A 23087-nucleotide genomic window follows, 5' to 3' on the forward strand; every position below is an offset into this window, starting at 1 on the left:
CGTTGCCGAAGGTGGAGCCGACCATCTCCACCATGGCCAGTGGGGCGACGTAGATGAGCGCGGCGGGGTTGGTCACGGCGGTGTAGAGGATCAGCAGCAGATCGTCGATGATGACTTTGGTGGTGAACGCGATGAACGACCCCGGATCCAGCGGCACCGAGAGGATGTAGGCGAAAAATCCCGGGTTGAGGTAGCTGAACGGATTGCCGGTGATCCACAGCCACTCGCCGTGCAGCGGCAGCCACGGCAACAGCCCGTTGAGCCCGGCGAAGAAGTCCCCGAACGGGTCGGTGACGTTGCCCAGCCCGATCGAGTCGAAGAACTCCATGATCGCGTTGTAGAGCGGGACGTTCTGCTGTGGCCAGTCGGGCTGGCTCAAAAAGCCGTACAGGAAATTCTGCAGGTCGGTGAACCACGACGGCGGCTGCTGCGGCGCCGGTTCAGCTGCCTCGGCGGGGGCCGCCGACGCCGTCATGATCGTCGGCGCCGGTTCGGATGGGGGTGCGGCGGTCACCGCCGCACCGGCGGTGGTGTCGTAGACGGCCATCATCGTGGCGGCCTGCATCCACATCCGCGCGTAGTCGGCCTCGTTGAGCGCGATCGGGATGGTGTTGATCCCGAAGAAGTTGGTGCCCACCAGCACCGCGTGGGTGGCGTGGTTGGCGGCCAGCTCCCCCAGCGTCGGCATTCCGGCCAGGGCGGTGCTGTAGGCCAGGGCGGCGCCCTGCTGTTCGGCGGCCATCGCGGCGCTGTTCACGCTCTGCTTGTTGAGCCAGGCCAGATACGGTCCGTGCGCGGCCACGTAGGACAGCGCGCTCGGGCCCTCCCAGGCGCCGGACTCGACCGCGGCGAGCACCGCGGTCAACTCGCCGGCGATCTCGGCGTACTCCACGCTGAGGGCCGTCCATGCCGCCGAGGCGCTCAGCAGCGGGCCGGGGCCGGGGCCGGCGGATAGCTGCGCCGAATGCACTTCCGGGGGAAACGCAAACCACACCGGGGCGGTCGCTGAGGTCATCGTCGATCACCTCGGCGGCCACCGGCCGGTGCGGACGTCCATGGGGGGCGTGACATGGATGTTCGCCAGCTCTCTCGGGGTACACCGCCCCGGGTCGCAGGACGCGATGACGTGAGTATCCTGGCTCTCGGATCAGCGCTTCCCTCGCCTTCCAGCCCCTGGAAAAGCGGGCCGTGGCCGATGAGGGTTGCTCCCCGATGACAGTGGCGGGACCGCGCCGGATTCGCACCGGCTTCCTGCATCGTCATCGCCTTACCGCGCGATTATGGCATGTCGGCGGGCCGCCGGACCAGCGGTGACGGCCAAGACTATGCGGTACCGGCGGTATGGCCTACTCTCGACACGGTGACGACCACACGTGACCCGATCCATCTGGGCACCGGCGAACCGGTCCTGTTGCTGCACCCGTTCCTGCTGTCGCAGTCGGTGTGGGACGACGTCGCCCCCCGGCTGGCCGACACCGGCCGCTTCGAGGTGTTCGCCCCCACCATGGCCGGTCACAACGGCGGACCCAAACCGCACAGCTGGCTGCTGAGCTCGGCGGTGTTGGCCGACCACGTCGAAGAGCAGCTCGATGCCCTGGGCTGGGACACCGCCCACATCGTCGGCAACTCGCTGGGCGGCTGGGTGGCCTACGAACTGGCATCGCGGGGTCGGGCCCGGACCGTGACCGGCATCGCCCCGGCCGGCGGCTGGACCCGCTGGACTCCCGCCAAATTCGAGGTGATCGCGAAGTTCCTCGGCGGGTTTCCGCTGTGGCTGTTGACGATGGCCCTCGGCCAGCGGGTGCTGCGACTGCCGTTCAGCCGGCAGCTGGCCAGCCTGCCGTTGAGCGCCGACGCCGACGCCGTCACCGACGAGCAGCTGCGCAACTGCGTCGACGACCTGGCGCACTGCCCGGCCTACATCCAGCTGCTGGTCAAAACCCTGCTGCAGCCCGGGCTGGCGAAGCTGGCCGACACCGCCGTCCCGGCGCACCTGGTCAACTGCGCCAAGGACCGGGTGGTGCCCTCGCCGCGGTTCACCAAGCTGTTCACCGGCCAGGTCCCCGGCCTGCGGGTGACCACCCTCGACGGCGTCGGGCACGTGCCGATGCTCGAGGCGCCCGGGCGGGTCAGCGAGGTGATCACCGGCTTCCTCAACGAGCACATCCCGCCGCTGCGGGCGGTGGACTCCCCGACCGGCTGACCGCGCCCCGCACCCCCTGCCCGCGCGCCCCGACTACCCGGCGCGCCCTGGCACGGCACCCCGCCTGCCGGGTGCGCCCAGCGCGTAATCACGGCGAAAAAATCGCCGAGCCATCGCAGCCTGTGCACGCTCGGTGCCGGCGCGGCCGGGATCAGCTCTCGGCGAGGGTCTTCTCGAGGTTCTCGGCGATGGCGTCGAGGAACTCCTCGCTGGTCTGCCACTCCTGATCCGAGCCGATCAGCAGCGCCAGGTCCTTGGTCATCCGGCCGCCCTCGACGGTGCCGGTGACCGCCTGCTCCAACTTCTGGGCGAACTCGATCACCTCGGGGGTGTCATCGAGCTTGCCGCGATGCTCCAGCCCGCGGGTCCAGGCGAAGATCGACGCGATCGGGTTGGTGGAGGTCGGTTTCCCGGCCTGGTGCAGCCGGAAGTGGCGGGTCACGGTGCCGTGCGCGGCCTCGGACTCGACGGTCTTGCCGTCGGCGGTCATCAACACCGAGGTCATCAGCCCGAGCGAGCCGTAGCCCTGTGCGACGATGTCGGACTGCACATCCCCGTCGTAGTTCTTGGCCGCCCACACATACCCGCCCTCCCATTTGAGGGACTGGGCGACCATGTCGTCGATGAGGCGGTGTTCGTAGTGCAGGCCGGCGGCCTCGAAGTCCGCCTTGTACTCGTCGTCGAAGATGTTCTGGAACTCGTCTTTGAACTTGCCGTCGTAGGCCTGCAGGATGGTGTTCTTCGTCGACAGGTAGACCGGGTATTTGACGTCGAGCGCGTAGGTGAACACCGCGCGGGCGAAGTCCCGGATCGAGTCGGTGAAGTTGTACATCCCCATGATCACCCCGCCGTGCTCGGGCATGCGCACCACCTCGTGCACGATCGGTTCGCTGCCGTCCTCGGGGGTGAAGGTCAACGTGACGGTGCCGGGCCGGTCGATCTGCGCGTCGGTGGCCCGGTACTGGTCGCCGAACGCGTGCCGGGCGATGACGATCGGCTTGCTCCAGCCGGGCACCAGCCGGGGAATGTTGTTGATGACGATCGGGGCGCGAAAGATGGTGCCGCCCAGGATGTTCCGAATAGTCCCGTTCGGGGATTTCCACATCTTCTTCAGCCCGAACTCCTCCACCCGGGCCCGGTCCGGGGTGATGGTGGCGCATTTGACGCCGACGCCGTGCTTCTTGATCGCCCGGGCCGCGTCGACGGTCACCTGGTCGTCGGTGGCGTCGCGGTGCTCGATGCCCAGGTCGTAGTAGTCCAGGTCGACGTCCAGGTACGGGAAGATCAGCATGTCCTTGATGAACTTCCAGATGACCCGGGTCATCTCATCCCCGTCGAGTTCGACGACCGTACCCTGGACGCGGGTCTTGGCTTGGGGCGGCATGCGGGCTCTCCTCTCGGGGCCGACTCACGGCCGACTCACGGCCGCAACCCCGCCGTCCGCAGTGCCACGGTGCGGGGCGTCACGGGCGGTCACCCGCAGCCCAACCCTATAAGAGGTCCGCCCCGCCCCGGCCCGACGCGCCCGGGATCAGCTCTGCGCGCCGATGATCTCGTTGAAGGTCTTGCTGGGCCGCATCACCGCGGTCGTCTTCTCCCGGTCGGAGTAGTAGTAGCCGTCGATGTCGACCGGGTTGCCCTGCACCCCATTGAGTTCGGCGACGATGGCCTCCTCCTGCGCGCCCAGTTGCTCGGCGATCCCGGCGAAGTGCTTGCGCAGCTCCTCGTCCTCCTCCTGAGCGGCCAGGGCCCGCGCCCAGTACAGCGCCAGGTAGAACTGGCTGCCCCGGTTGTCGAGCTCACCGGTCTTGCGGGACGGGCTCTTGTCGTTGTCGAGCAGCTCACCGATCGCCGTGTCCAGGGTGGCGGCCAGGATCTTGGCCCGCTGGTTGTCGCCCTTGATGCCCATGTCGTCGAGGCTGGCGCCCAAAGCGAGGAACTCCCCGAGGGAATCCCAGCGCAGGTGGTTCTCCTCCACCAGTTGCTTGACGTGCTTGGGCGCCGAGCCGCCCGCCCCGGTCTCGTACAGCCCGCCGCCGGCCATCAGCGGCACGATCGAGAGCATCTTGGCGCTGGTGCCCAGCTCCAGGATCGGGAACAGGTCGGTGAGGTAGTCGCGCAGGATGTTGCCGGTGGCCGCGATCGTGTCCAGCCCACGGATCAACCGCTCCAGCGTGTAACGCATGGACCGCACCTGCGACATGATCTGGATGTCCAGGCCCTCGGTGTCGTGGTCCTTCAGGTAGGTGGTGACCTTCTTGATCAGTTCGTTCTCGTGCGGGCGGTAGGGGTCCAGCCAGAACAGCACCGGCATCCCCGACAGCCGGGCCCGGGTGACGGCCAGCTTCACCCAGTCGCGGATCGGCGCGTCGTGCACGATGCACATCCGCCAGATGTCGCCGGCCTCGACGTTCTGGGTCAGCAGCACCTCGCCGGTGTCGAGGTCGACGATGTTGGCGACACCGTCCTGCGGGATCTCGAAAGTCTTGTCGTGCGAACCGTATTCCTCGGCCTGCTGGGCCATCAGCCCGACGTTGGGGACGGTGCCCATGGTGGCCGGGTCGAACTGCCCGTTGGTCTTACAGAAGTTGATGATCTCCTGGTAGATGCGGGCGAACGTGGATTCCGGGTTGACCGCCTTGGTGTCCTTCTGGCGGCCGTCGGCGCCGTACATCTTGCCGCCGGCGCGGATCATCGCCGGCATCGACGCGTCGACGATGACATCCGACGGGGAGTGGAAGTTGGTGATGCCCTGCGCGGAATCGACCATCGCCAGCTCGGGGCGGTGCTCGTGGCAGGCGTGCAGGTCCTCGATGATCTCGTCGCGCTGCGATCCGGGCAGCGACTCGATCTTGTCGTAGAGGTCGACCATGCCGTTGTTGACGTTGATGCCCAGCTCGTCGAAGAGCTTGCCGTGCTTGGCGAACGCGTCCTTGTAGAACACCCGCACCGCGTGGCCGAACACGATCGGGTGCGACACCTTCATCATGGTCGCCTTGACGTGCAGGGAGAACATCACGCCGGTCTTGCGGGCGTCCTCCATCTGCTCCTCGTAGAACTCGCGCAGCGCGTGGATGCTCATGAACATCGAGTCGATGACGTCGCCCTCGAGCAGGGACACCTTGGGCTTGAGCACGATCGTCTCGCCGCTCTTGGTCTCCAACTCCATCTTCACGTCGCGCGCCTTGTCCAGCGTCATCGACTTCTCGCTGTCGTAGAAGTCGCCGTGGCGCATGTGCGCGACGTGGGTGCGCGAGGCCATCGACCACTCGCCCATGCTGTGCGGGTGCTTGCGGGCGTACTCCTTGACCGCCTTGGGCGCCCGCCGGTCGGAGTTGCCCTGGCGCAGCACAGGGTTCACCGCGCTGCCCAACACGTTGGCGTAGCGGTCGCGGATCTTGCGTTCCTCGTCGGTCTGCGGGTTGTCCGGGTAATCGGGGATCCGGTAGCCCTTGGACTGCAGTTCGCGGATCGCCGCCATCAGCTGCGGCATCGAGGCGCTGATGTTGGGCAACTTGATGATGTTGGTGTCCGGGTCGTGGGTGAGCTGACCCAGCTCACTGAGCGTGTCGGGGAGCTGCTGGTCCTTGGTCAGGTAGTCGGGGAACTGCGCCAGGATGCGGGCGGCCAGCGAGATGTCGGCGGTCTCGACCTTGATGCCCGCCGGACCGGTGAACGCGCGCACGATCGGCAGGAACGCGTGGGTCGCCAACAGCGGCGCCTCGTCGGTCAGCGTGTAGATGATGGTTGGCTGCTCGGCGCTCATCGTCGTCTCCCAGCGTCGCGATCGGTCGATTCTGCGGGGCTTGCGAGGCTCCGCAGATCACTGTGTGGTTGGCACTGCCCGCCAGTATCCCGCAACCACCCCGCGGCGTCGCGGGGGGTTCGGGTCGGCCCCGGGCCGGTGGCGGAGCCTACGGGGGTGCGATAGGCTGGCGTCTGGTCATGAGCGCCAGCGTCAAGCCCCGGCTTGCTGGCCGGCAACCCTCCAACCGCGGTGGGGTGCCCCGGGTGATGACCAGGTTGAGTGGCCGGAACGGCTACGCGGCAAGCGCGGGTCCGCGATCGACGGGCCCCCAGAGCAGACAGGGGAGCCTGATGCATGCCAATCGGGGCTGGTCCGCGATGTGTTGTAGCCACTGAACCGTGACCGCCGGTCTCCGCACCGTCACCGGGCGCGCCCACCGGCCGACCACACAACCATCGCCCACCCGAACAGAAAGCAGCCAGCGAGATGAGTTCCGAGACCCCCAACGATCCGGACCCCACCGCGCACTGGTCGTTTGAGACCAAGCAGGTCCACGCCGGGCAGAGCCCCGATCCGGTCACCAACGCCCGCGCCCTGCCGATCTACCAGACCACCTCCTACACCTTCGACGACACCACCCACGCCGCCGCGCTGTTCGGCCTGGAGGTGCCCGGCAACATCTACACCCGGATCATGAACCCCACCACCGACGTGGTGGAGAAGCGGGTCGCCGCGCTCGAGGGCGGGGTGGCCGCGCTGATGCTGTCGGCGGGGCAGGCGGCGAGCAACTTCGCGATCCTCAACCTCGCCGGTGCCGGCGACCACATCGTGTCCAGCCCGCGGCTCTACGGCGGCACCCACAACCTGTTCCACCACACCCTGCAGAAGGTGGGCCTGGAGTTCAGCTTCGTCGAGGACCCCGACGACCCGCAGTCCTGGCGCGCCGCAATCCGGCCCAACACCAAGGCGCTGTTCGCCGAGACCATCTCGAATCCGAAGATCGACGTCCTGGACATCCCGTCCATCGCCGCGGTGGCCCACGACAACGGGGTGCCGCTGATCGTGGACAACACCATCGCCACCCCGTACCTGCTGCGGCCCATCGAGCACGGCGCGGACATCGTGGTGCACTCGGCCACCAAATACCTCGGCGGGCACGGCACCACCATCGCCGGGATCCTCGTCGACGGCGGCACCTTCGACTGGACGCAGGGCCGCCACCCGGGCTTCACCACCCCCGACCCCAGCTACAACGGCGTGGTCTACGCCGACCTGGGGGCGCCGGCGTTCGCGCTGAAGGCCCGGGTGCAGCTGCTGCGCGACTACGGGTCGGCGCCCTCGCCGTTCAACGCCTTCCTCATCGCCCAGGGCATCGAGACGCTGAGCCTTCGCATGGAACGCCACGTCGGCAACGCCCAGCAGGTCGCGGAGTTCCTGGCCGCCCGCGACGACGTGCTGGAGGTCAACTACGCCGGCCTGCCCAGCTCCCCGTGGTACGAGCTGGGCCAGAAGCTGGCCCCCAAGGGCACCGGCGCGGTGCTCTCCTTCGAGCTGGCCGGCGGCGTGGAGGCGGGCCGGGCGTTCGTCAACGCGCTCACCCTGCACAGCCACGTCGCCAACATCGGCGACGTGCGCTCGCTGGTGATCCACCCCGCCTCGACCACCCACGCGCAGCTGACCCCCGAGGAGCGGCTGGCCAGCGGGGTCAGCCCCGGACTGGTGCGGCTGGCGGTGGGCATCGAGGGCATCGACGACATCCTGGCCGACCTGGAGCGCGGATTCGACGCGGCCGCCGCGGTGGCCGCCCGTTGAGGAGACCGCGGGTGACGATCTCCGAAGTACCGACCCAGACCCTGCCGCCGCAGGGTGAGCTCGGCGTGGTCGACATCGGATCGCTGCCGCTGGAGAGCGGGGCGGTGCTCGACGACGTCAGCATCGCCGTGCAGCGCTGGGGGGAGCTCGCCCCCACCCGCGACAACGTGGTGATGGTGCTGCACGCCCTCACCGGGGACTCCCACGTCACCGGCCCGGCCGGCCCCGGCCATCCCACCGGCGGGTGGTGGGCGGACGTGGTCGGCCCCGGCGCACCGATCGACACCGACCGCTGGTGTGTGGTGGCCACCAACGCGCTGGGCGGTTGCCGCGGCTCCACCGGCCCGGCCGCCCTGGCCCGCGACGGCCGGCCGTGGGGCGCCCGGTTCCCGGCTACCACCATCCGCGACCAGGTGGCCGCCGACCGCGCCGCGCTGGCCGCGCTGGGCATCAGCGAGGTCGCCGCGGTGATCGGCGGGTCGATGGGCGGCGCCCGGGCCCTGGAGTGGATGGTCGGGCACCCGACCACGGTGTCGGCCGGGCTGCTGCTGGCGGTCGGCGCGCGGGCCACCGCCGACCAGATCGGCACCCAGAGCACCCAGGTCGCGGCGATCAAGGCCGACCCGAACTGGCAGGGCGGGGACTACCACGGCACCGGCCGCACCCCCGACACCGGACTCGACATCGCCCGGCGCATCGCCCACCTGACCTACCGCGGCGAAGCCGAGCTCGACGAGCGGTTCGGCAACGACCGGCAGGGCAACGAGGACCCCGCCGCCGGCGGGCGCTACGCGGTGCAGAGCTACCTGGAGCACCAGGGCGGCAAGCTGGTGGCCCGGTTCGACGCCGGCAGCTACGTGGCGCTGACCGATGCGCTGTCCAGCCACGACGTCGGCCGCGGCCGCGGCGGGGTGGCGGCGGCGCTGCGCGGCTGCCCGGTGCCCGCGGTGGTCGGCGGGATCACCTCCGACCGGCTCTACCCGCTGCGGCTGCAGCAAGAACTGGCCGATCTGCTGCCCGGCTGCGACGGGCTGGACGTGCTGGACTCCGACCGCGGCCACGACAGCTTCCTGCTGGAGACCGAGGCGGTGGGCAAACTGATCCGCCGGACCCTGGAGTTGGCCGAGCAGCGGGGTGCACAGCAGCGGTGACCGGCACCCGGCAGGACCGTTCGCTGTCGTTCGGCGCGCAGGCCGCCGCCTACGAGCGGGGCCGCCCGTCCTACCCGCCGGAGGCGATCGACTGGCTGCTGCCCGCCGGCGCCCGCGACGTACTCGACCTCGGCGCAGGCACCGGCAAGCTGACCACCCGGCTGGTCGAACGCGGGCTGGACGTGATCGCCGTCGACCCGATCGCCGAGATGCTCGAGGTGCTCAGCGGCGCCCTGCCCGACACCCCGGCCCTGCTGGGCACCGCCGAACAGATCCCGTTGCCGGACAACAGCGTCGACGCGGTGCTGGTGGCGCAGGCCTGGCACTGGTTCGACCCGCAGCGCGCCATCGCCGAGGTGGTGCGGGTGCTGCGGCCCGGCGGCCGGCTGGGACTGGTGTGGAACACCCGCGACGAACGGCTCGGCTGGGTCAAGGAACTGGGCGCGATCATCGGCCGGGAAGACGCCCGCGACGTCGTCGACGCCGGGGTGGCGCTGCCCGCGCCGTTCGGCGCGATCGAGCGCCACGAGGTGGAGTGGACCAACTACCTGACCCCGCAGGCGCTGATCGACCTGGTCGCCTCCCGCAGCTACTGCATCACCTCCCCCAGCGAGGTGCGCACCCGCACCCTCGACGAGGTGCGCCGACTGCTGGCCAGCCACCCGGCCCTGGCCAACGCCACCGGGCTGGCGCTGCCCTACATCACCGTCGCGGTGCGAGCGACACTCCGACCCGAATCGCAATCGTGACCGGACCGTTGTGCGAACGTCACCGCGGTAGACCACTGTTTCACCCATGACTTTTCGCGCCCCGGTATCGGCTGCTGCCCTGATCGTCGCGGCGGCGTTGTCGTCGACCGCGCTGGCCGCGCCCGCCGCCGCCGACCCGGTCGATGACACCTTCCTCAACGCCCTGGACAACGCCGGACTCGGCTACGACGACCCGGCCGAGGCGGTCCGGCTGGGCCAGTCGGTCTGCACCCGGCTGCAGGAGCCGGGCGCCACCGCCGCCTCCACCGCGGCCACCGTCGCCGGGCGCGGCGGCATCCAGGCGGCGCTAGCCGGGATGTTCACCAGCATCGCGATCTCGATGTACTGCCCGTCGGCGATGGCGTCGCTCGCCGACGGCTCGATGCCCGATCTGCCGTTCCTGCAGCAGATCCCGGGGATGCCGCCGCCTCGACCGTGACGGACCTCAGCTGGTGCCCAGCGGGTCGATCGTGAAGGCGATGTAAACCATCGCACTGGCAACCGCCGCGGTGGTGACGAAATCCCGGCCCTTGTCGCGGACCACCAGCAGCCCGGCCCGCTCGTCGGAGAGCAGCAGCCGCAGCGCCGCCGCCACCGCCACCCCGATCCCGATGAGCAGCGCGCCGCGACGCCAGTAGTTGGCCCCGGCCAGCGCCAGCCCGGCCACGAACACCAGCCCGACGAGCAGGATGGGCCACTGCGCCGCGACCACCTTGCGCAGCGTCACGACGCGGCCTCGGCCAACTCCACCACGTTGGTCAGCAGGAACGCCCGGGTCAGCGGGCCCACCCCGCCGGGGTTGGGCGAGACGTGCCCGGCGACCTCCCACACATCGGGGTGCACGTCGCCGACCAGGCCGTCGTCGGTGCGGCTGACGCCGACGTCGATGACCGCCGCGCCGGGACGCACCATGTCCGCGGTCAGCAGGTGCGGCACCCCCACCCCGGCGACCACGATGTCGGCCTGGCGGGTCAACGCGGGCAGGTCGCGGGTTCCGGTGTGGCACAACGTGACCGTGGCGTTCTCCGAGCGGCGGGTCAGCAGCAGGCCCAGCGGCCGGCCCACCGTCACCCCGCGGCCGATGACCACCACGTGGGCGCCGGCGATCGCGATGTCGTAGCGGCGCAGCAGGTGCACGATGCCGCGCGGGGTGCACGGCAGCGGCGCGGGCGTGCCCAGCACCAGCCGGCCCAGGTTGGTCGGGTGCAGCCCGTCGGCGTCCTTGGCGGGGTCGACGCGCTCCAGCGCGGCGTTCTCGTCGAGGTGGCGCGGCAACGGCAGCTGCACGATGTAGCCGGTGCACTCCGGGTTGGCGTTGAGCTCGTCGATGGTGTCGTTGAGTTCGGCGGCGCTGACGTCGGCGGGCAGGTCACGGCGGATCGAGGTAATGCCGACCTTCGCGCAGTCGTTGTGCTTGCCGCGCACGTAGGCGTGCGAGCCCGGATCGTCGCCGACCAGCACGGTGCCCAGCCCGGGGGTGCGGCCCGCCGCGGTCAGCGCCGCGACCCGCTTTTCCAGGTCGGTGAAGATCTCCGCACGTGTCGCCTTGCCGTCCAGCGTGATCGCACCCATGGACACATTCTGGCATCGGCCCCACCCCGCTGTGGCAGGCTAGCCCCCATGGCCGCGGCCCCGGACGTCTTCAGTCCCGCTCAACTGGGTCCGGTGACGCTGCGCAACCGGACCATCAAGGCGGCCACCTTCGAGGGCCGCACCCCCGACGCGCTGGTCACCGACGACCTGATCGAATTCCATCGCGTGCACGCCGCCGGCGGGGTCGGGATGACCACGGTGGCCTACTGCGCGGTCTCCCCCGGCGGCCGCACCGAGCGGCGCCAGCTGTGGATGCGCCCGGAGGCGCTACCCGGGTTGCGGCGGCTGACCGAGGCGGTGCACGCCGAGGGCGCCGCGGTCAGCGCCCAGATCGGGCACGCCGGCCCGGTCGCGGACTCCCGGTCCAACAAGGCGCCCGCGCTCGCGCCGATCCGGTTCTTCAACCCGATCGCGATGAAGTTCGCCCGCCGGGCCAGCCGCGACGACATCGACGACGTCATCGCCGCGCACGCCGACGCGGCGCGGCTGGCCGTCGACGCCGGGTTCGACGCGCTCGAGATCCACCTGGGCCACAACTATCTGGCCAGCTCGTTTCTGAGCCCGCTGATCAACCGCCGCACCGACGAGTTCGGCGGCTCGCTGGAGAACCGGGCCAAGGTCGCCCGCGGCACGGTGCTGGCCGTGCGCCGCGCGGTCGGCGACGCCATCGCGGTGACCGCGAAGCTCAACATGTCCGACGGGGTGCGCGGCGGCATCAACACCGACGAGGCCCTGACCACCGCGCGCTGGCTGCAGGACGACGGCGGGCTGGACGCCATCGAGCTCACCGCGGGCAGTTCACTGGTCAACCCGATGTACCTGTTCCGCGGGGAAGCGCCGGTCAAGGAGTTCGCGGCGGTGTTCGCCCCGCCGATGCGCTGGGGCATGCGCATGGTGGGCGGCAGGTTCCTGCGCTCCTACCCCTACCGGGACGCCTACCTGCTGCGCGAGGCGCGGCTGTTCCGGGCCGAGTTGTCGCTGCCGCTGATCCTGCTCGGCGGGATCACTTCCCGGGCGACCATGGATCAGGCCATGGCCGAGGGTTTCGACTTCGTGGCGATGGGCCGGGCGTTGCTGGCCGAGCCGGATCTGGTCAACCGGATCGCCGCCGAAGGGGCCGCGGTGCACTCGGCGTGCACGCACTGCAATCTGTGCATGCCCAGCATCTATACCCGCACGCACTGCGTGGTGACCGGCGCGCCCGACTGATGCGGCGACCGGTCCCGATCACCCGATACAGTTGATCCGATGAACCAACCAGGCGCGCCGGCCCTGACCGTCCGGTATGACGGGACCCAGCACACTTTCTCCCCGGGCCACGACGTGGTCGTCGGCCGCGACCTGCGCGCCGACGTGCGGATCGCCCACCCGCTGGTCTCCCGCACCCATCTGCTGTTGCGCTTCGACGGTGGCCGGTGGCTCGCCGTGGACAACGACTCGCTCAACGGGGTGTTCGTCAACGGGCACCGGGTTCCGGTGGCCACGTTGGGCGATGGCCAGAGCATCAACCTGGGCAACCCCGACGGGCCCCGGCTCGCCTTCGAGGTGGGCCGCCACCAGGGGGCGGCCGGCCGGCCCCCGGCGACGGCGATGATGCGCGCCGCGGCGCAGCCCGGCCCGCCCGCACCCCATCCGCAGGCCGCGCCTCATGCGCCCAGCGCGCCGCACGCGCCCGGCGTGCCCCATGCGCCCGGGACTCCCCCGCCGTCGTGGCCACCGCACCAGGGTCCGCCGCCCAGCGCGCCGCGCCCGCAGATCTACTCCGGCCCGTCCGCGGGCGCGCCACCGCCTCCCGCCGCCCCGCCGCGCCCCGCCCCGGCGGCGCCGCCGGCGCACTCGGCGCCCGATTGGGCGCCGCAGACCCACCGGGCCCCGGTGGCGGCGACCCCGCCGGTGGAATCCAACGTCGCCACCCGGATGGTCGACATCCTGGGGTTGCGGCACACCCCGGAGACCCCGTCGAACGCGTTGACGATCGGCCGCGCCACCGACAACGACATCGTCATCCCCGACGTGCTGGCCTCCCGCCACCACGCGATGCTGGTCCCGACGCCGATCGGCACCGAGATCCGCGACAACCGCAGCATCAACGGCACCTTCGTCAACCGGGTCCGGGTCGGCTCCGCGGTGCTCACCGAGGGCGACGTGGTCACCATCGGCAACGTCGACCTGCTGTTCACCAACGGCACGTTGGTGCGCAGCACGGAGGCGGCCACCAAGACCGGCGGGCTGGAGGTCAACAGCGTCAACTTCACCGTCGAGGGCGGCAAGCAGCTGATCTCCAACGTGTCGATGACCTGCCGGCCCGGCACGCTGACCGCGATCATCGGTGGCTCCGGGGCGGGCAAGACGACGCTGTCGCGGCTGATCGCCGGCTACACCACCCCCAGCAGCGGGTCGGTGACCTTCGAGGGCCACAACATCCACACCGACTACGCGGTGCTGCGCTCCCGGATCGGGATGGTGCCCCAGGACGACGTGGTGCACCGTCAGCTCACCGTCAACCAGGCGCTGGGCTACGCCGCCGAGCTGCGACTGCCCCCGGACAGCACCAAGGCCGACCGGGATCAGGCGGTCGCGCAGGTGCTCGAGGAGCTGGAGCTGACCAAGCACGCCGACACCCGGGTGGACAAGCTCTCCGGCGGGCAGCGCAAACGCGCCTCGGTGGCCCTCGAGCTGCTGACCGGGCCGTCGCTGCTGATCCTCGACGAGCCGACCTCGGGTCTGGACCCGGCGCTGGACCGGCAGGTCATGCTGATGTTGCGCCAGCTGGCCGACGCGGGGCGTGTGGTGCTGGTGGTCACCCACTCGGTGTCGTTCCTGGACGTCTGCGACCAGATCATGCTGCTGGCGCCCGGCGGCAAGACCGCCTACTGCGGGCCGCCGTCGCAGATCGGTGCCGCGATGGGCTCGACCAACTACGCCGACATCTTCGCCAAGGTGGGCGCCGACCCGGACGCGGCCAACCAGCGCTTCCTGGAAAGCAGTCACCGGCCCCAGCCGACGCCGGACGCCCAGAGCCCGGCGGATCTGGGCGATCCGCCACGCACCGACGTGCTGCGCCAGCTGTCCACGATCGCGCGAAGACAGATCCGGCTGGTGGTCTCCGACCGCGGGTACACGGTGTTCCTGGCGTTGCTGCCGTTCTTGATCGGGGCGCTGTCGCTGACGGTGAAAGGCAAGGGCGGGCTCGGCATGCCCGGGATGGACGCCCCCACCGAACCGCAATACGTGATGGTGCTGCTCAATATCGGTGCGGTGTTCATGGGCACCGCGTTGACCATCCGCGACCTGATCGGTGAGCGGCCCATCTTCAAACGCGAACAGGCCGTGGGGCTTTCGACCACCGCCTACCTGATGGCCAAGGTGGCGGTCTTCTGCGTGTTCGCCACCGTGCAGGCCGCCATCGCCACCACGATCGTGATCCTGGGCAAGGGCGGCCCCACCCAGGGCGCGCTGCTGTTCGGGCACTCCAACGCCGCCGCCAACATCGAGTTGTTCCTCGCGGTGGCCGGCACCTGTGTGGCCTCGGCGATTCTGGGCCTGGCGTTGTCGTCGTTCGCGCAGTCCAGCGAGCAGATCATGCCGATGCTGGTGGTGGCGATCATGGGTCAGCTGGTGCTCTCCGGCGGGATGATCCCGGTGACCGGGCGGCTCGGGCTGGACCAGGTGTCCTGGCTGACCCCGGCGCGCTGGGGTTATGCCGCGAGCGCCTCGACGATCGACTTCAACCACCTGCTGCACCACGACGCGTCGCCGCCGAACTGCATGCCGCTGCCCACCCCCGAGGTGCCCGAACCGGCGGTGCCGGAGGGCTGCACCCCGGCGCTGGATGTCAAGCAAATCCCGCAGGACTCGCTGTGGAAGCACACGACGGGCACCTGGGTGTTCGACATGGCGATGCTGGTGGCGCTGTCGGTGCTGTACAGCGGCGTGGTGCGGTGGAAGATCCGCCTGCACCGGTAGAGCGACTAGGGGTGGGTCGCCGGCGGTCTCGGGCGGGCCTCAGGCGGGCTTGAGCACGGCGACCAGGAAGTCGGCGTCCTCGTGGAACGGCCGCAGATCCCAGGTCGACAACAGCAGGTCGGTGGCGAACCCGGCCGCCGCGGCGTGCTCGAAGAACTGCGCGAACGGGTAGTCGCGGCCGGCGCCGAACCCGATCACCGCCCGGCCGTCGGCGGCCAGGTGGGCGCGCAACCGCTCCAGCACCCGGCCGCGGGTGCTCGGTGCGAGGAACGTCACGACGTTGCCGGCCGAGACGATCAGGTCGAACGGGTCGGGGATGCCGCGGGCGGGCAGGTCGAGTTCGGCGAGATCGCCGACCAGCCACTGCGGGCCGGGGTGGTCGGCCTCAGCGGCCTCGATGAGTGCGGGGTCGACGTCCACGCCGACCACCCGGTGGCCCAGTTCGGCCAGCCGGCCGCCCACCCGGCCCGGCCCGCACCCGGCGTCGAGGATGCGCGCGCCGCGGGGGGCCATCGCGTCGATCATGCGGGCCTCGCCGTCCAGATCGTCGCCGGCGCGTGCCATGGCGCGGAACCGTTCGATGTACCACTCGGAGTGGCCCGGGTCTTCCTCGACCTTCTGCATCCAGATGCTCGGTTCGACCATGCGCCGATTATCGCAGGCCGCCCGGCCGGGGTGGGGGCTCCCCTCGGCGGCGGGGCGTAACCTGCCAAGCGCCCCGACAGCGCAGGAGCGTGCCGTGTTCAAAGTGATGTTCTACTCGCCGCGCATCGCCCCCAACACCGGCAACGCGATCCGGATGGTGGCGGGCACCGGCGCCGAACTGCACCTGGTGCAGCCGCTGGGTTTCGACCTGTCCGAGCCCAAGCTGCGCCGCGCCGGGCTGGACTACCACGATCTGGCGTCGGTGGTGGTGCACGAATCCCTGCCCGCGGCCTGGCAGGCGCTGACCGTCGACGGGGTGGCGCCGCGGGTGTTCGCGTTCACCACCGGCGCGACGACGGTGTTCACCGAGGTGGCCTACCGCCCCGGTGATGTCCTGCTGTTCGGGCCGGAGCCGACCGGGCTGGACGCCGAGACCCTGGCCGACCCGCACATCACCGAGCGGTTGCGCATCCCGATGCTGCCCGGGCGCCGGTCCCTGAACCTGTCCAACGCCGCGGCGGTCGCCGCCTACGAGGCGTGGCGCCAGCACCGGTTCCCCGGCGCGGTGTGAGCCCTTACCAGCTGTCCCAGTGGGTGACCTGATCCGCCGGGAGGCGTTTGGCCGGTTTGAAGTCGGTGCCCTTGGTGTAGGCGATCGGGAACAGCCCGCCCTGGCTGTACTCGGCGTGCGGGATGCCCAGCACGTCGGCGGCCTGCTTCTCCCCCTCCCCGAGCAGGTGCAGGGTGGTCCAGCACGACCCCAGCCCCCGGGAGCGCAACGCCAGGCAGAAACTCCACACCGCCGGGAACAGCGACGCCCAGAACGAGGCGCTCAACCCCAGCGGCGCGTCCTCGACCCGGCCCTTCAGGCACGGGATCAGCAGCACCGGCGCCTCGTGCATGCGGTCGACCAGGTAGCGCGCCGAGTCGGTGACCAGGGCTTGGCGTTCGCCACGCACGTCGCCGCTCTCGTACTGCGGCTTGGGCAGGTCCAGATACGGAATCGCGTTGTCGCGGTAGATGTCGGCGATCGCCTTCTTCTTCTCCGGATCGGTGATGAACACCCATTCCCAGCCTTGGGCGTTGGACCCGGTCGGTGCCTGCAACGCCAGCTCGAGGCACTCGGTGAGCACCTCACGCGGCACCGGCTTGTCGAAATCCAGGCGTTTGCGGACCGCGCGGGTGGTGGTCAGGACGTCGTCGACAGACAAGTTGAGGGTCATGGTCGAACCCTACCGCCGGGTCGCGCCCGCGCGATCCGCGTCAGCGTCCCGCACTCGTCCCGCCCTCCTCCGACCGCCAACGTGTAATCCCTGCGAGGATTCGGCGAGTTTTTCGCAGTGGCGACACGTTCGGCGTCGGGGCGACGTTACGGCACCGGTTCAGCGGAAGTCGCGGGATTTCGTGGTGATCGCCAGCGGGATGTGGCCCATCCGGTCGGCGAGCACGGTCACCGCCCCGCTGGCGTTCTGCACCCGGCCGCGGACCAGCAGTGCGGTGGCGGTGGCCGCCAGTTTGCGGTGCCGCGCCCACACCCCCGGGGTGCACAGCACGTTGACCATCCCGGTCTCGTCCTCCAGGTTGAGAAACGTCACCCCCTGCGCGGTGGCCGGGCGCTGCCGGTGGGTGACCGCCCCGGCCACCAGGATCCGGGTGCCGTCGGGGACGCTCAGCAGCCCCTCGGCGGGCACCACCCCCAGCTCGTCGAGGTCGGCGCGCAGGAACTGGGTGGGGAAACTGTCCGGGGAGATCCCGGTGGCCCAGACGTCGGCGGCGGCCAGCTCGGCGTCGCTCATCCCGGGCAGCGCCGGGATGTGGGTCGGGGCACCCACCCCGGGCAGCCGGTCGGGTCGCTGCGCGGCCGCCGCCCCGGCCGACCACAGCGCCTCCCGCCGGGAGATCCCGAAACAGTCCAGGGCGCCGGCGGTGGCCAGCGCCTCGACCTGCGGGGTGGACAGTTGCACCCGGAAGGTCAGGTCGGTCAGGGAGGTGAACGGGCCGGCGGCGGTGCGCTCGGCGACCAGCGTCTCGGCCTGCTCGGTGCCGAGGTGGCGGATGGCGCCCAGGCCCAGCCGCACCGCGGTGCCGCCGTCCTGGCAGGTGGCGTGCACCGCGCTGACGTTGACGCAGGCCCGGTGCACCGGCACCCCGTGCCTGCGGGCGTCGGCGACCAGCGACTGCGGGGAGTAGAAGCCCATCGGCTGGGCCCGCAGCAGGGCGGCGCAGAACGCCGCCGGGTGGTGCAGTTTGAACCACGCCGAGTAGAACACCAGCGACGCGAAGGACAGCGCGTGGCTCTCCGGGAAGCCGTAGTTGGCGAAGGCCTCCATCTTCTCGTAGACGCGTTCGGCGACCTCGCCGGTGATGCCGTGCAACTCGCGCATGCCGTCGTAGAAGCGGGTGCGCAGCCGGCGCATCTTCTCGGTGGAGCGTTTGGAGCCCATCGCCCGGCGCAGCTGATCGGCCTCGGCGGCGGAGAACCCGGCGCAGTCGACGGCGAGCTGCATCAGCTGTTCCTGGAACAGCGGCACCCCCAGCGTCTTTCGCAGCGCCGGGATCATCGACGGGTGGTCGTAGACCACCGGGTCCAGGCCGTTGCGGCGCCGGATGTAGGGGTGCACCGAACCGCCCTGGATCGGGCCGGGTCGGATCAGCGCCACCTGCACCACCAGGTCGTAGAAGACCCGCGGCCTCAGCCGCGGCAGGGTCGCCATCTGGGCGCGGGATTCCACCTGGAACACCCCGACACTGTCGGCGCGGGACAACATCTCATAGACCGCGGGCTCGGAGAGGTCGATGCGGGCGAGGTCGACGTCGATGCCCTCGTGTTCGGCGACCAGGTCGCGGGCGTAGTGCAGCGCGGAGAGCATGCCCAGCCCGAGCAGGTCGAATTTGACCAATCCGATTGCCGCACAGTCGTCTTTGTCCCACTGCAGCACGCTGCGGTTCTCCATCCGGGCCCACTCCACCGGGCAGACGTCGGCGATCGGACGGTCGCAGATCACCATGCCGCCGGAGTGGATTCCCAGATGTCTTGGCAGCCCGACGATCTGGCCGGCGAGTTCGGCGACCTGGCGGGGCAGACCGTCGATGTCGGCGAAATCGGAATCCGACCAGCGCACGATCTGCTTGCTCCAGGCGTCCTGCTGGCCCGGTGAATATCCCAGCGCCCGGGCCATGTCGCGCACCGCGCTGCGCCGCCGGTAGGTGATGACGTTGGCGACCTGCGCGGCGTGGTCGCGTCCGTAGCGGTCGTAGACGTACTGGATGACCTCTTCACGCCGGTCGGATTCGATGTCGATGTCGATGTCGGGGGGGCCGTCGCGGGCCGGGGACAGGAACCGCTCGAACAGCAACTCGTTGACGATCGGGTCGACCGCGGTGATGCCCAGGGCGTAGCAGACCGCCGAGTTGGCCGCCGAGCCCCGGCCCTGGCACAAGATGTCGCGGCGACGGCAGAACCGCACGATGTCGTGCACCACCAGGAAGTAGCCCGGGAAGCCCAGCTCGGAGATGACGGCCAGCTCGTGGTCGATCTGCGCGTGGGCCCGCGCCGCCGTCGCCGGAGAGGCCGGCCCGTAGCGTTCGGCGGCCCCGGCCAGGGTCAGCTCCCGCAGCCAGCTGTCCTCGGTGTGTCCGGACGGGACGTCGAACGGCGGCAGGCGCGGCGCGATCAGCCGCAGCGGGAACGCGCACTGCGCGCCGAGGTCGGCCGCGCCGGTCACCGCCTGCGGGCACCAGGAGAACAGCCGGGCCATCTCCGCCCCGGAGCGCAGGTGGGCCCCGCCCAGCGGCGCCAGCCAGCCGGCGGCGGTCTCCAGGGACCGGCGGGCCCGGATGGCGCCCATCGCCATGGCCAGCCGGCCCCGCTCCGGCGCGGCGAAGTGCGCCCCGGTGGTGGCCACCACCCCGACACCGAAGCGCGGCGCCAGCGCCGCCAGCGCCATGTTGCGTTCGTCGTCGCGCGGGTGGCCGTGGTGGGTCAGTTCGACGCCGACCCGGTCGGCCCCGAACCGGTCCACCAGGTCGGCCAGCGCCGCCTCGGCCGCGGCGGGGCCGCCCTCGGCCAGCGCGCGGCGCACCTGCCCCTTGCGGCAGCCGGTCAGGATGTGCCAGTGCCCGCCGGCCGCCTCGGTGAGCGCGTCGAGGTCGAATCGCGGCTCACCTTTCTGCCCGCCGGCCAGATGCCCCGCGGCCAGTTGCCGCGACAACCGCCGGTAGCCCTCGGGGCTGCGGGCCAACACCAGCAGGTGCGGGCCGGGCGGGTCGGGGTCGTCGGTGCGGGCCGCCGCGCCCAGTGTCAGCTCCGCACCGAACACGGTGGCCATGCCGGTTTCGGCGGCCGCTTCGGCGAACCGGACCACCCCGTAGAGGCCGTTGTGGTCGGTCAGCGCGATGGCGCGCAGGCCCAGCCGGTCGGCCTCGGCCACCAGGGCTTCAGGGGTGTCGGCCCCGTCGAGGAAACTGAACGCCGAGTGGGTGTGCAGTTCGGCGTAGGGCACCGCCGCACCCGGGGCCCGGGCGCGGTCGCGGGCCGGCCGCGGCGGCGGCTGCGGGCGCTCCGCGGCGGCAGGGCGGGGCCTGCCGTCCAACACCCGCTCCATCTCCGCCCAGCTCGGCGGCCCGGTGCTCCACCCCATCGCCCGATCATATCGAACGGACATTCGATTCCGGTCGTGATGGGGGAACGGATTCAGTAGGGTGACGACGTGCCCGACGTCACCGGTCCCCCGCCGGGTCTGGATCCGCACCGCCGGCTACAGCGCTACCAGGCCGCCTTCGCCGATCGGGACGCGCCGTTCGCCTTCGTCGACCTCGACGCCCTGTGGAGCAACGCCGGGCGGTTGCTCACCCTGGCCGGGACGAAACCGATCCGGGTGGCCTCCAAGTCACTGCGCTGCCGGTTCCTGCAACGCGAGATCCTCGACGCCGACGCCCGGTTCGACGGGCTGTTGACCTTCACCCTGGCCGAGACGCTCTGGCTGGCCGGGCGCGGCTTCACCAACCTCCTGCTGGCCTACCCGACCACCGACCGGGCGGGGCTGGGCGCCCTGGGCGAACTCACCGCCGCCGACCCGGACGGGGCGCCGATCGTCATGGTCGACAGCGTCGAGCACCTCGACCTCATCGAGGCGACCACCCCCCATCCGGTGCGCGTGGGCCTGGACCTCGACGCCGGCTACCACCGGGTCGGGCTGAAGATCGGCCCCAAACGCTCCCCGCTGCGCACCCCCGAGCAGGCCCGCGCCCTCGCCGAGGAGATCGCCCGGCGCCGAAACCTCACCCTGGTCGCCCTGATGTGCTACGAGGGCCACATCGCCGGGGTGGGCGACGACGTCGCCGGAAAACCCGTGCAGAACCGGGTGATCCGCTGGCTGCAGCGCGCCTCGTTCGCCGAGTTGCGGGAGCGCCGCGCCCGCGCGGTGGAGCTGGTTCGCGAGGTCGCCGATCTGCGCATCGTCAACGCCGGCGGCACCGGCGATCTGCAGCTGGTCGCCGGCGAGCCGGCCATCACCGAGGCCACCGCCGGCTCCGGGTTCTACGCCCCGGCGCTGTTCGACTCCTACTCGGCGTTCACCTTGCAGCCGGCGGCGATGTTCGCCCTGCCGGTGGCGCGCCGGTTCGCCCCGACCGGGGTGACCGCCCTCGGCGGCGGCTATCTGGCCAGCGGGGTCGGCGGCAAGGATCGGATGCCGGTGCCCTACCTGCCGCCCGGGCTTCGCCTCGACGCGATGGAGGGGGCCGGTGAGGTCCAGACCCCGCTGCACGGGGAGCCGGCGCGGCGGCTGCGCGTCGGCGACCCCGTCTATTTCCGGCACGCCAAGGCCGGCGAGCTGTGCGAGCGGTTCGACCGGCTGTATCTGGTCCGCGGCGCGGAGATCGTCGACTGCGTCCCGACCTACCGCGGCGAGAGGCAGACGTTCCTGTGACCCCGACGAGCTGGCGCAACTGGACCGGTGAGCAGCGCTGCACCCCGGTCGCGCTGGCGCGCCCGACCTCCGAGGCCGAGCTGGCCGACACCGTGGCCCGCGCCGCGCAGGCCGGCCGGCCCGTCCGGGCGGTCGGCAGCGGACATTCCTTCACCGACTGCGCCTGCACCGACGGCGTGATGATCGACATGACCGGCCTGCAGCGGGTGCTCGAAGCCGACCCGACCACCGGCCTGGTCACCATCCAGGGCGGCGCGACGCTGCACGCCCTGGGGGCGCAACTGGCCGCCTGCGGGCTGGGCCTGGCCAACCAGGGCGACATCGACGCCCAGTCGATCACCGGGGCGACGGCCACCGCCACCCACGGCACCGGGATCGCGTTCCCGAACCTGTCCGCGCAGATCGTCTCGCTGCGGCTGATCACCGCCACCGGGCAGGTCCTCGATGTCGCCGACGGCGACGACTACCTCGCGGCGCGGGTGTCGCTCGGGGCGCTGGGGGTGATCTCCCAGGTCACCGTGCAGACGGTGCCGCTGTACACCCTGCACCGGCGCGACGAACCGCGCAGCCTGACCGACACCCTCGACCGGCTCGACGAATACGTCGACGGCAACGACCATTTCGAGTTCTTCGTGTTCCCCCACACCCGGACCGCGTTGACCCGCACCACCCGGCGCAGCACCGAGCCGCCCACCCCCACCCCGCGCTGGCGGCGGCGGCTCAACGCGGCGGTCGAGAACGGCGGGCTGGAGACGATCTGCCGGGCCGGACGCCGGTTCCCCGCCGCCGCACCGCAATTGAACCGGCTGATCACCGCGCTGATGTCGCCGGCCACCACCTGCGACCACGCCTACAAGGTCTACGCCACCGAGCGCCGGGTGAAGTTCACCGAGATGGAGTACGCCATCGGCCGCGAGCACGCCGCCGCGGCGATCCGGGCGGTCATCGACCTGGTGCGCCGCCAGCGGCTGCCGATCCTGTTCCCGCTGGAGGTGCGGTTCGCCGCCGGCGACGAGGCGTTCCTGTCCACCGCCCACGGCCGCGACACCTGCTACCTCGCGGTCCACCAGTACCGCGGCATGGAATTCGAGCGGTTCTTCCGCGGCGTGGAGGAGATCATGGCCGGCTACGCCGGCCGCCCGCACTGGGGCAAACACCACTATCTGACCGCCGCGACCCTGCGCGAGCGCTACCCGCACTGGGACCGGTTCGCCGCGGTGCGCGACCGGCTGGATCCCGACCGGGTGTTCGCCAACGACTACACCCGCCGGGTGCTGGGGCCCTGAACCG

The 23087-nt window shown here is 71.0% G+C and carries 18 protein-coding genes and 2 riboswitches; of the genes, 10 read left to right on the forward strand and 8 right to left on the reverse strand.

Going from position 1 to position 23087, the window contains the following annotated elements:
• Positions 1 to 1015, reverse strand: a 1015-nt coding sequence (locus A5643_RS03730) for a PPE family protein (protein ID WP_156628502.1), incomplete at its 3' end; no start/stop codon positions are given.
• A 93-nt stretch (positions 1016 to 1108) separates the two neighbouring features.
• Positions 1109 to 1301, reverse strand: a riboswitch (cobalamin riboswitch).
• A gap of 59 nt (positions 1302 to 1360) precedes the next feature.
• Between A5643_RS03730 and ephH the strand changes: the two genes are divergently transcribed.
• Positions 1361 to 2203: an epoxide hydrolase EphH gene (ephH, locus tag A5643_RS03735; protein ID WP_231995440.1), complete on the forward strand. Its 843-nt coding sequence runs from the start codon at positions 1361 to 1363 to the stop codon at positions 2201 to 2203.
• Positions 2204 to 2354: 151 nt separating this feature from the next.
• On the opposite strand, the gene A5643_RS03740 is transcribed toward ephH, so the two are convergent.
• Positions 2355 to 3587: an NADP-dependent isocitrate dehydrogenase gene (locus A5643_RS03740; RefSeq protein WP_066852089.1), complete on the reverse strand. Its 1233-nt coding sequence runs from the start codon at positions 3585 to 3587 to the stop codon at positions 2355 to 2357.
• 147 nt (positions 3588 to 3734) lie between these two features.
• On the reverse strand, positions 3735 to 5969 hold the full coding sequence (locus A5643_RS03745; RefSeq protein WP_066852092.1) for an NADP-dependent isocitrate dehydrogenase: 2235 nt from the start codon (positions 5967 to 5969) through the stop codon (positions 3735 to 3737).
• 175 nt (positions 5970 to 6144) lie between these two features.
• Positions 6145 to 6263, forward strand: a riboswitch (SAM riboswitch).
• 174 nt (positions 6264 to 6437) lie between these two features.
• Between A5643_RS03745 and A5643_RS03750 the strand changes: the two genes are divergently transcribed.
• The 4 genes from A5643_RS03750 to A5643_RS03765 are packed head-to-tail and all read left to right on the forward strand — an operon-like array spanning position 6438 to position 10102.
• Entirely contained in the window at positions 6438 to 7763 is a 1326-nt protein-coding gene (locus tag A5643_RS03750; RefSeq protein ID WP_066852094.1) for a bifunctional o-acetylhomoserine/o-acetylserine sulfhydrylase, read from the forward strand.
• An 11-nt stretch (positions 7764 to 7774) separates the two neighbouring features.
• Positions 7775 to 8914, forward strand: coding sequence for a homoserine O-acetyltransferase MetX (gene metX, locus A5643_RS03755; protein ID WP_066852096.1), 1140 nt, complete (start codon positions 7775 to 7777; stop codon positions 8912 to 8914).
• Entirely contained in the window at positions 8911 to 9663 is a 753-nt protein-coding gene (locus tag A5643_RS03760) for a class I SAM-dependent methyltransferase (RefSeq protein ID WP_066852098.1), read from the forward strand. Before metX ends, A5643_RS03760 begins: the two co-directional genes overlap by 4 nt.
• A 46-nt stretch (positions 9664 to 9709) precedes the next feature.
• Positions 9710 to 10102 (forward strand): DUF732 domain-containing protein, encoded by a 393-nt coding sequence (locus A5643_RS03765; protein WP_066852100.1) that lies wholly within the window; start codon positions 9710 to 9712, stop codon positions 10100 to 10102.
• 6 nt (positions 10103 to 10108) lie between these two features.
• On the opposite strand, the gene A5643_RS03770 is transcribed toward A5643_RS03765, so the two are convergent.
• Together A5643_RS03770 and A5643_RS03775 are read right to left on the reverse strand one after the other, a co-directional pair.
• A complete protein-coding gene (locus A5643_RS03770) occupies positions 10109 to 10390 on the reverse strand; it encodes a DUF3017 domain-containing protein (protein ID WP_066852102.1) in 282 nt (93 codons plus the stop codon).
• On the reverse strand, positions 10387 to 11235 hold the full coding sequence (locus A5643_RS03775; protein WP_066852104.1) for a bifunctional methylenetetrahydrofolate dehydrogenase/methenyltetrahydrofolate cyclohydrolase: 849 nt from the start codon (positions 11233 to 11235) through the stop codon (positions 10387 to 10389). Before A5643_RS03775 ends, A5643_RS03770 begins: the two co-directional genes overlap by 4 nt.
• 48 nt (positions 11236 to 11283) lie before the next feature.
• Here A5643_RS03775 and A5643_RS03780 point away from each other — a divergent pair, with 48 nt between their 5' ends.
• Positions 11284 to 12465 carry an NADH:flavin oxidoreductase gene (locus A5643_RS03780; protein ID WP_066852105.1) on the forward strand — a complete coding sequence of 394 codons (1182 nt, stop codon included), beginning with the start codon at positions 11284 to 11286 and terminating at the stop codon, positions 12463 to 12465.
• 39 nt (positions 12466 to 12504) lie between these two features.
• Complete coding sequence (locus A5643_RS03785; protein ID WP_066852106.1) at positions 12505 to 15222, forward strand: ATP-binding cassette domain-containing protein; 2718 nt, start codon at positions 12505 to 12507, stop codon at positions 15220 to 15222.
• A 39-nt stretch (positions 15223 to 15261) separates the two neighbouring features.
• On the opposite strand, the gene A5643_RS03790 is transcribed toward A5643_RS03785, so the two are convergent.
• On the reverse strand, positions 15262 to 15867 hold the full coding sequence (locus A5643_RS03790; RefSeq protein WP_066852108.1) for a class I SAM-dependent methyltransferase: 606 nt from the start codon (positions 15865 to 15867) through the stop codon (positions 15262 to 15264).
• Between the two features lie 106 nt (positions 15868 to 15973).
• Between A5643_RS03790 and A5643_RS03795 the strand changes: the two genes are divergently transcribed.
• Positions 15974 to 16438 (forward strand): tRNA (cytidine(34)-2'-O)-methyltransferase, encoded by a 465-nt coding sequence (locus tag A5643_RS03795; protein ID WP_502686203.1) that lies wholly within the window; start codon positions 15974 to 15976, stop codon positions 16436 to 16438.
• A gap of 4 nt (positions 16439 to 16442) precedes the next feature.
• Here A5643_RS03795 and A5643_RS03800 read toward each other — a convergent pair whose 3' ends face one another.
• Positions 16443 to 17090 (reverse strand): nitroreductase family protein, encoded by a 648-nt coding sequence (locus A5643_RS03800; RefSeq protein ID WP_066852112.1) that lies wholly within the window; start codon positions 17088 to 17090, stop codon positions 16443 to 16445.
• Positions 17091 to 17249: 159 nt separating this feature from the next.
• Entirely contained in the window at positions 17250 to 20507 is a 3258-nt protein-coding gene (locus A5643_RS03805) for an error-prone DNA polymerase (RefSeq protein WP_066852114.1), read from the reverse strand.
• A 69-nt stretch (positions 20508 to 20576) separates the two neighbouring features.
• Between A5643_RS03805 and A5643_RS03810 the strand changes: the two genes are divergently transcribed.
• Together A5643_RS03810 and A5643_RS03815 are read left to right on the forward strand one after the other, a co-directional pair.
• Positions 20577 to 21797, forward strand: a complete 1221-nt coding sequence (locus A5643_RS03810; RefSeq protein ID WP_066852116.1) for an amino acid deaminase/aldolase — start codon at positions 20577 to 20579, stop codon at positions 21795 to 21797.
• Positions 21794 to 23083 (forward strand): D-arabinono-1,4-lactone oxidase, encoded by a 1290-nt coding sequence (locus A5643_RS03815; protein WP_066852118.1) that lies wholly within the window; start codon positions 21794 to 21796, stop codon positions 23081 to 23083. The genes A5643_RS03810 and A5643_RS03815 overlap by 4 nt, the downstream gene beginning before the upstream one ends.
• Positions 23084 to 23087 lie beyond the last annotated feature (4 nt).

The organism is Mycobacterium sp. 1274756.6, from assembly GCF_001668625.1.
Taxonomy (GTDB): domain Bacteria; phylum Actinomycetota; class Actinomycetes; order Mycobacteriales; family Mycobacteriaceae; genus Mycobacterium.

Bases quoted from the DNA above. Each gene is read 5' to 3' on its own strand.
- A5643_RS03740 (WP_066852089.1), bottom strand. From the start codon at position 3,587: ATGCCGCCCCAAGCCAAGACCCGCGTCCAGGGTACGGTCGTCGAACTC.
- A5643_RS03745 (WP_066852092.1), bottom strand. From the start codon at position 5,969: ATGAGCGCCGAGCAGCCAACCATCATCTACACGCTGACCGACGAGGCG.
- A5643_RS03750 (WP_066852094.1), top strand. From the start codon at position 6,438: ATGAGTTCCGAGACCCCCAACGATCCGGACCCCACCGCGCACTGGTCG.
- A5643_RS03765 (WP_066852100.1), top strand. From the start codon at position 9,710: ATGACTTTTCGCGCCCCGGTATCGGCTGCTGCCCTGATCGTCGCGGCG.
- A5643_RS03775 (WP_066852104.1), bottom strand. From the start codon at position 11,235: ATGGGTGCGATCACGCTGGACGGCAAGGCGACACGTGCGGAGATCTTC.
- A5643_RS03780 (WP_066852105.1), top strand. From the start codon at position 11,284: ATGGCCGCGGCCCCGGACGTCTTCAGTCCCGCTCAACTGGGTCCGGTG.
- A5643_RS03785 (WP_066852106.1), top strand. From the start codon at position 12,505: ATGAACCAACCAGGCGCGCCGGCCCTGACCGTCCGGTATGACGGGACC.
- A5643_RS03790 (WP_066852108.1), bottom strand. From the start codon at position 15,867: ATGGTCGAACCGAGCATCTGGATGCAGAAGGTCGAGGAAGACCCGGGC.
- A5643_RS03795 (WP_502686203.1), top strand. From the start codon at position 15,974: ATGTTCTACTCGCCGCGCATCGCCCCCAACACCGGCAACGCGATCCGG.
- A5643_RS03800 (WP_066852112.1), bottom strand. From the start codon at position 17,090: ATGACCCTCAACTTGTCTGTCGACGACGTCCTGACCACCACCCGCGCG.
- A5643_RS03805 (WP_066852114.1), bottom strand. From the start codon at position 20,507: ATGGGGTGGAGCACCGGGCCGCCGAGCTGGGCGGAGATGGAGCGGGTG.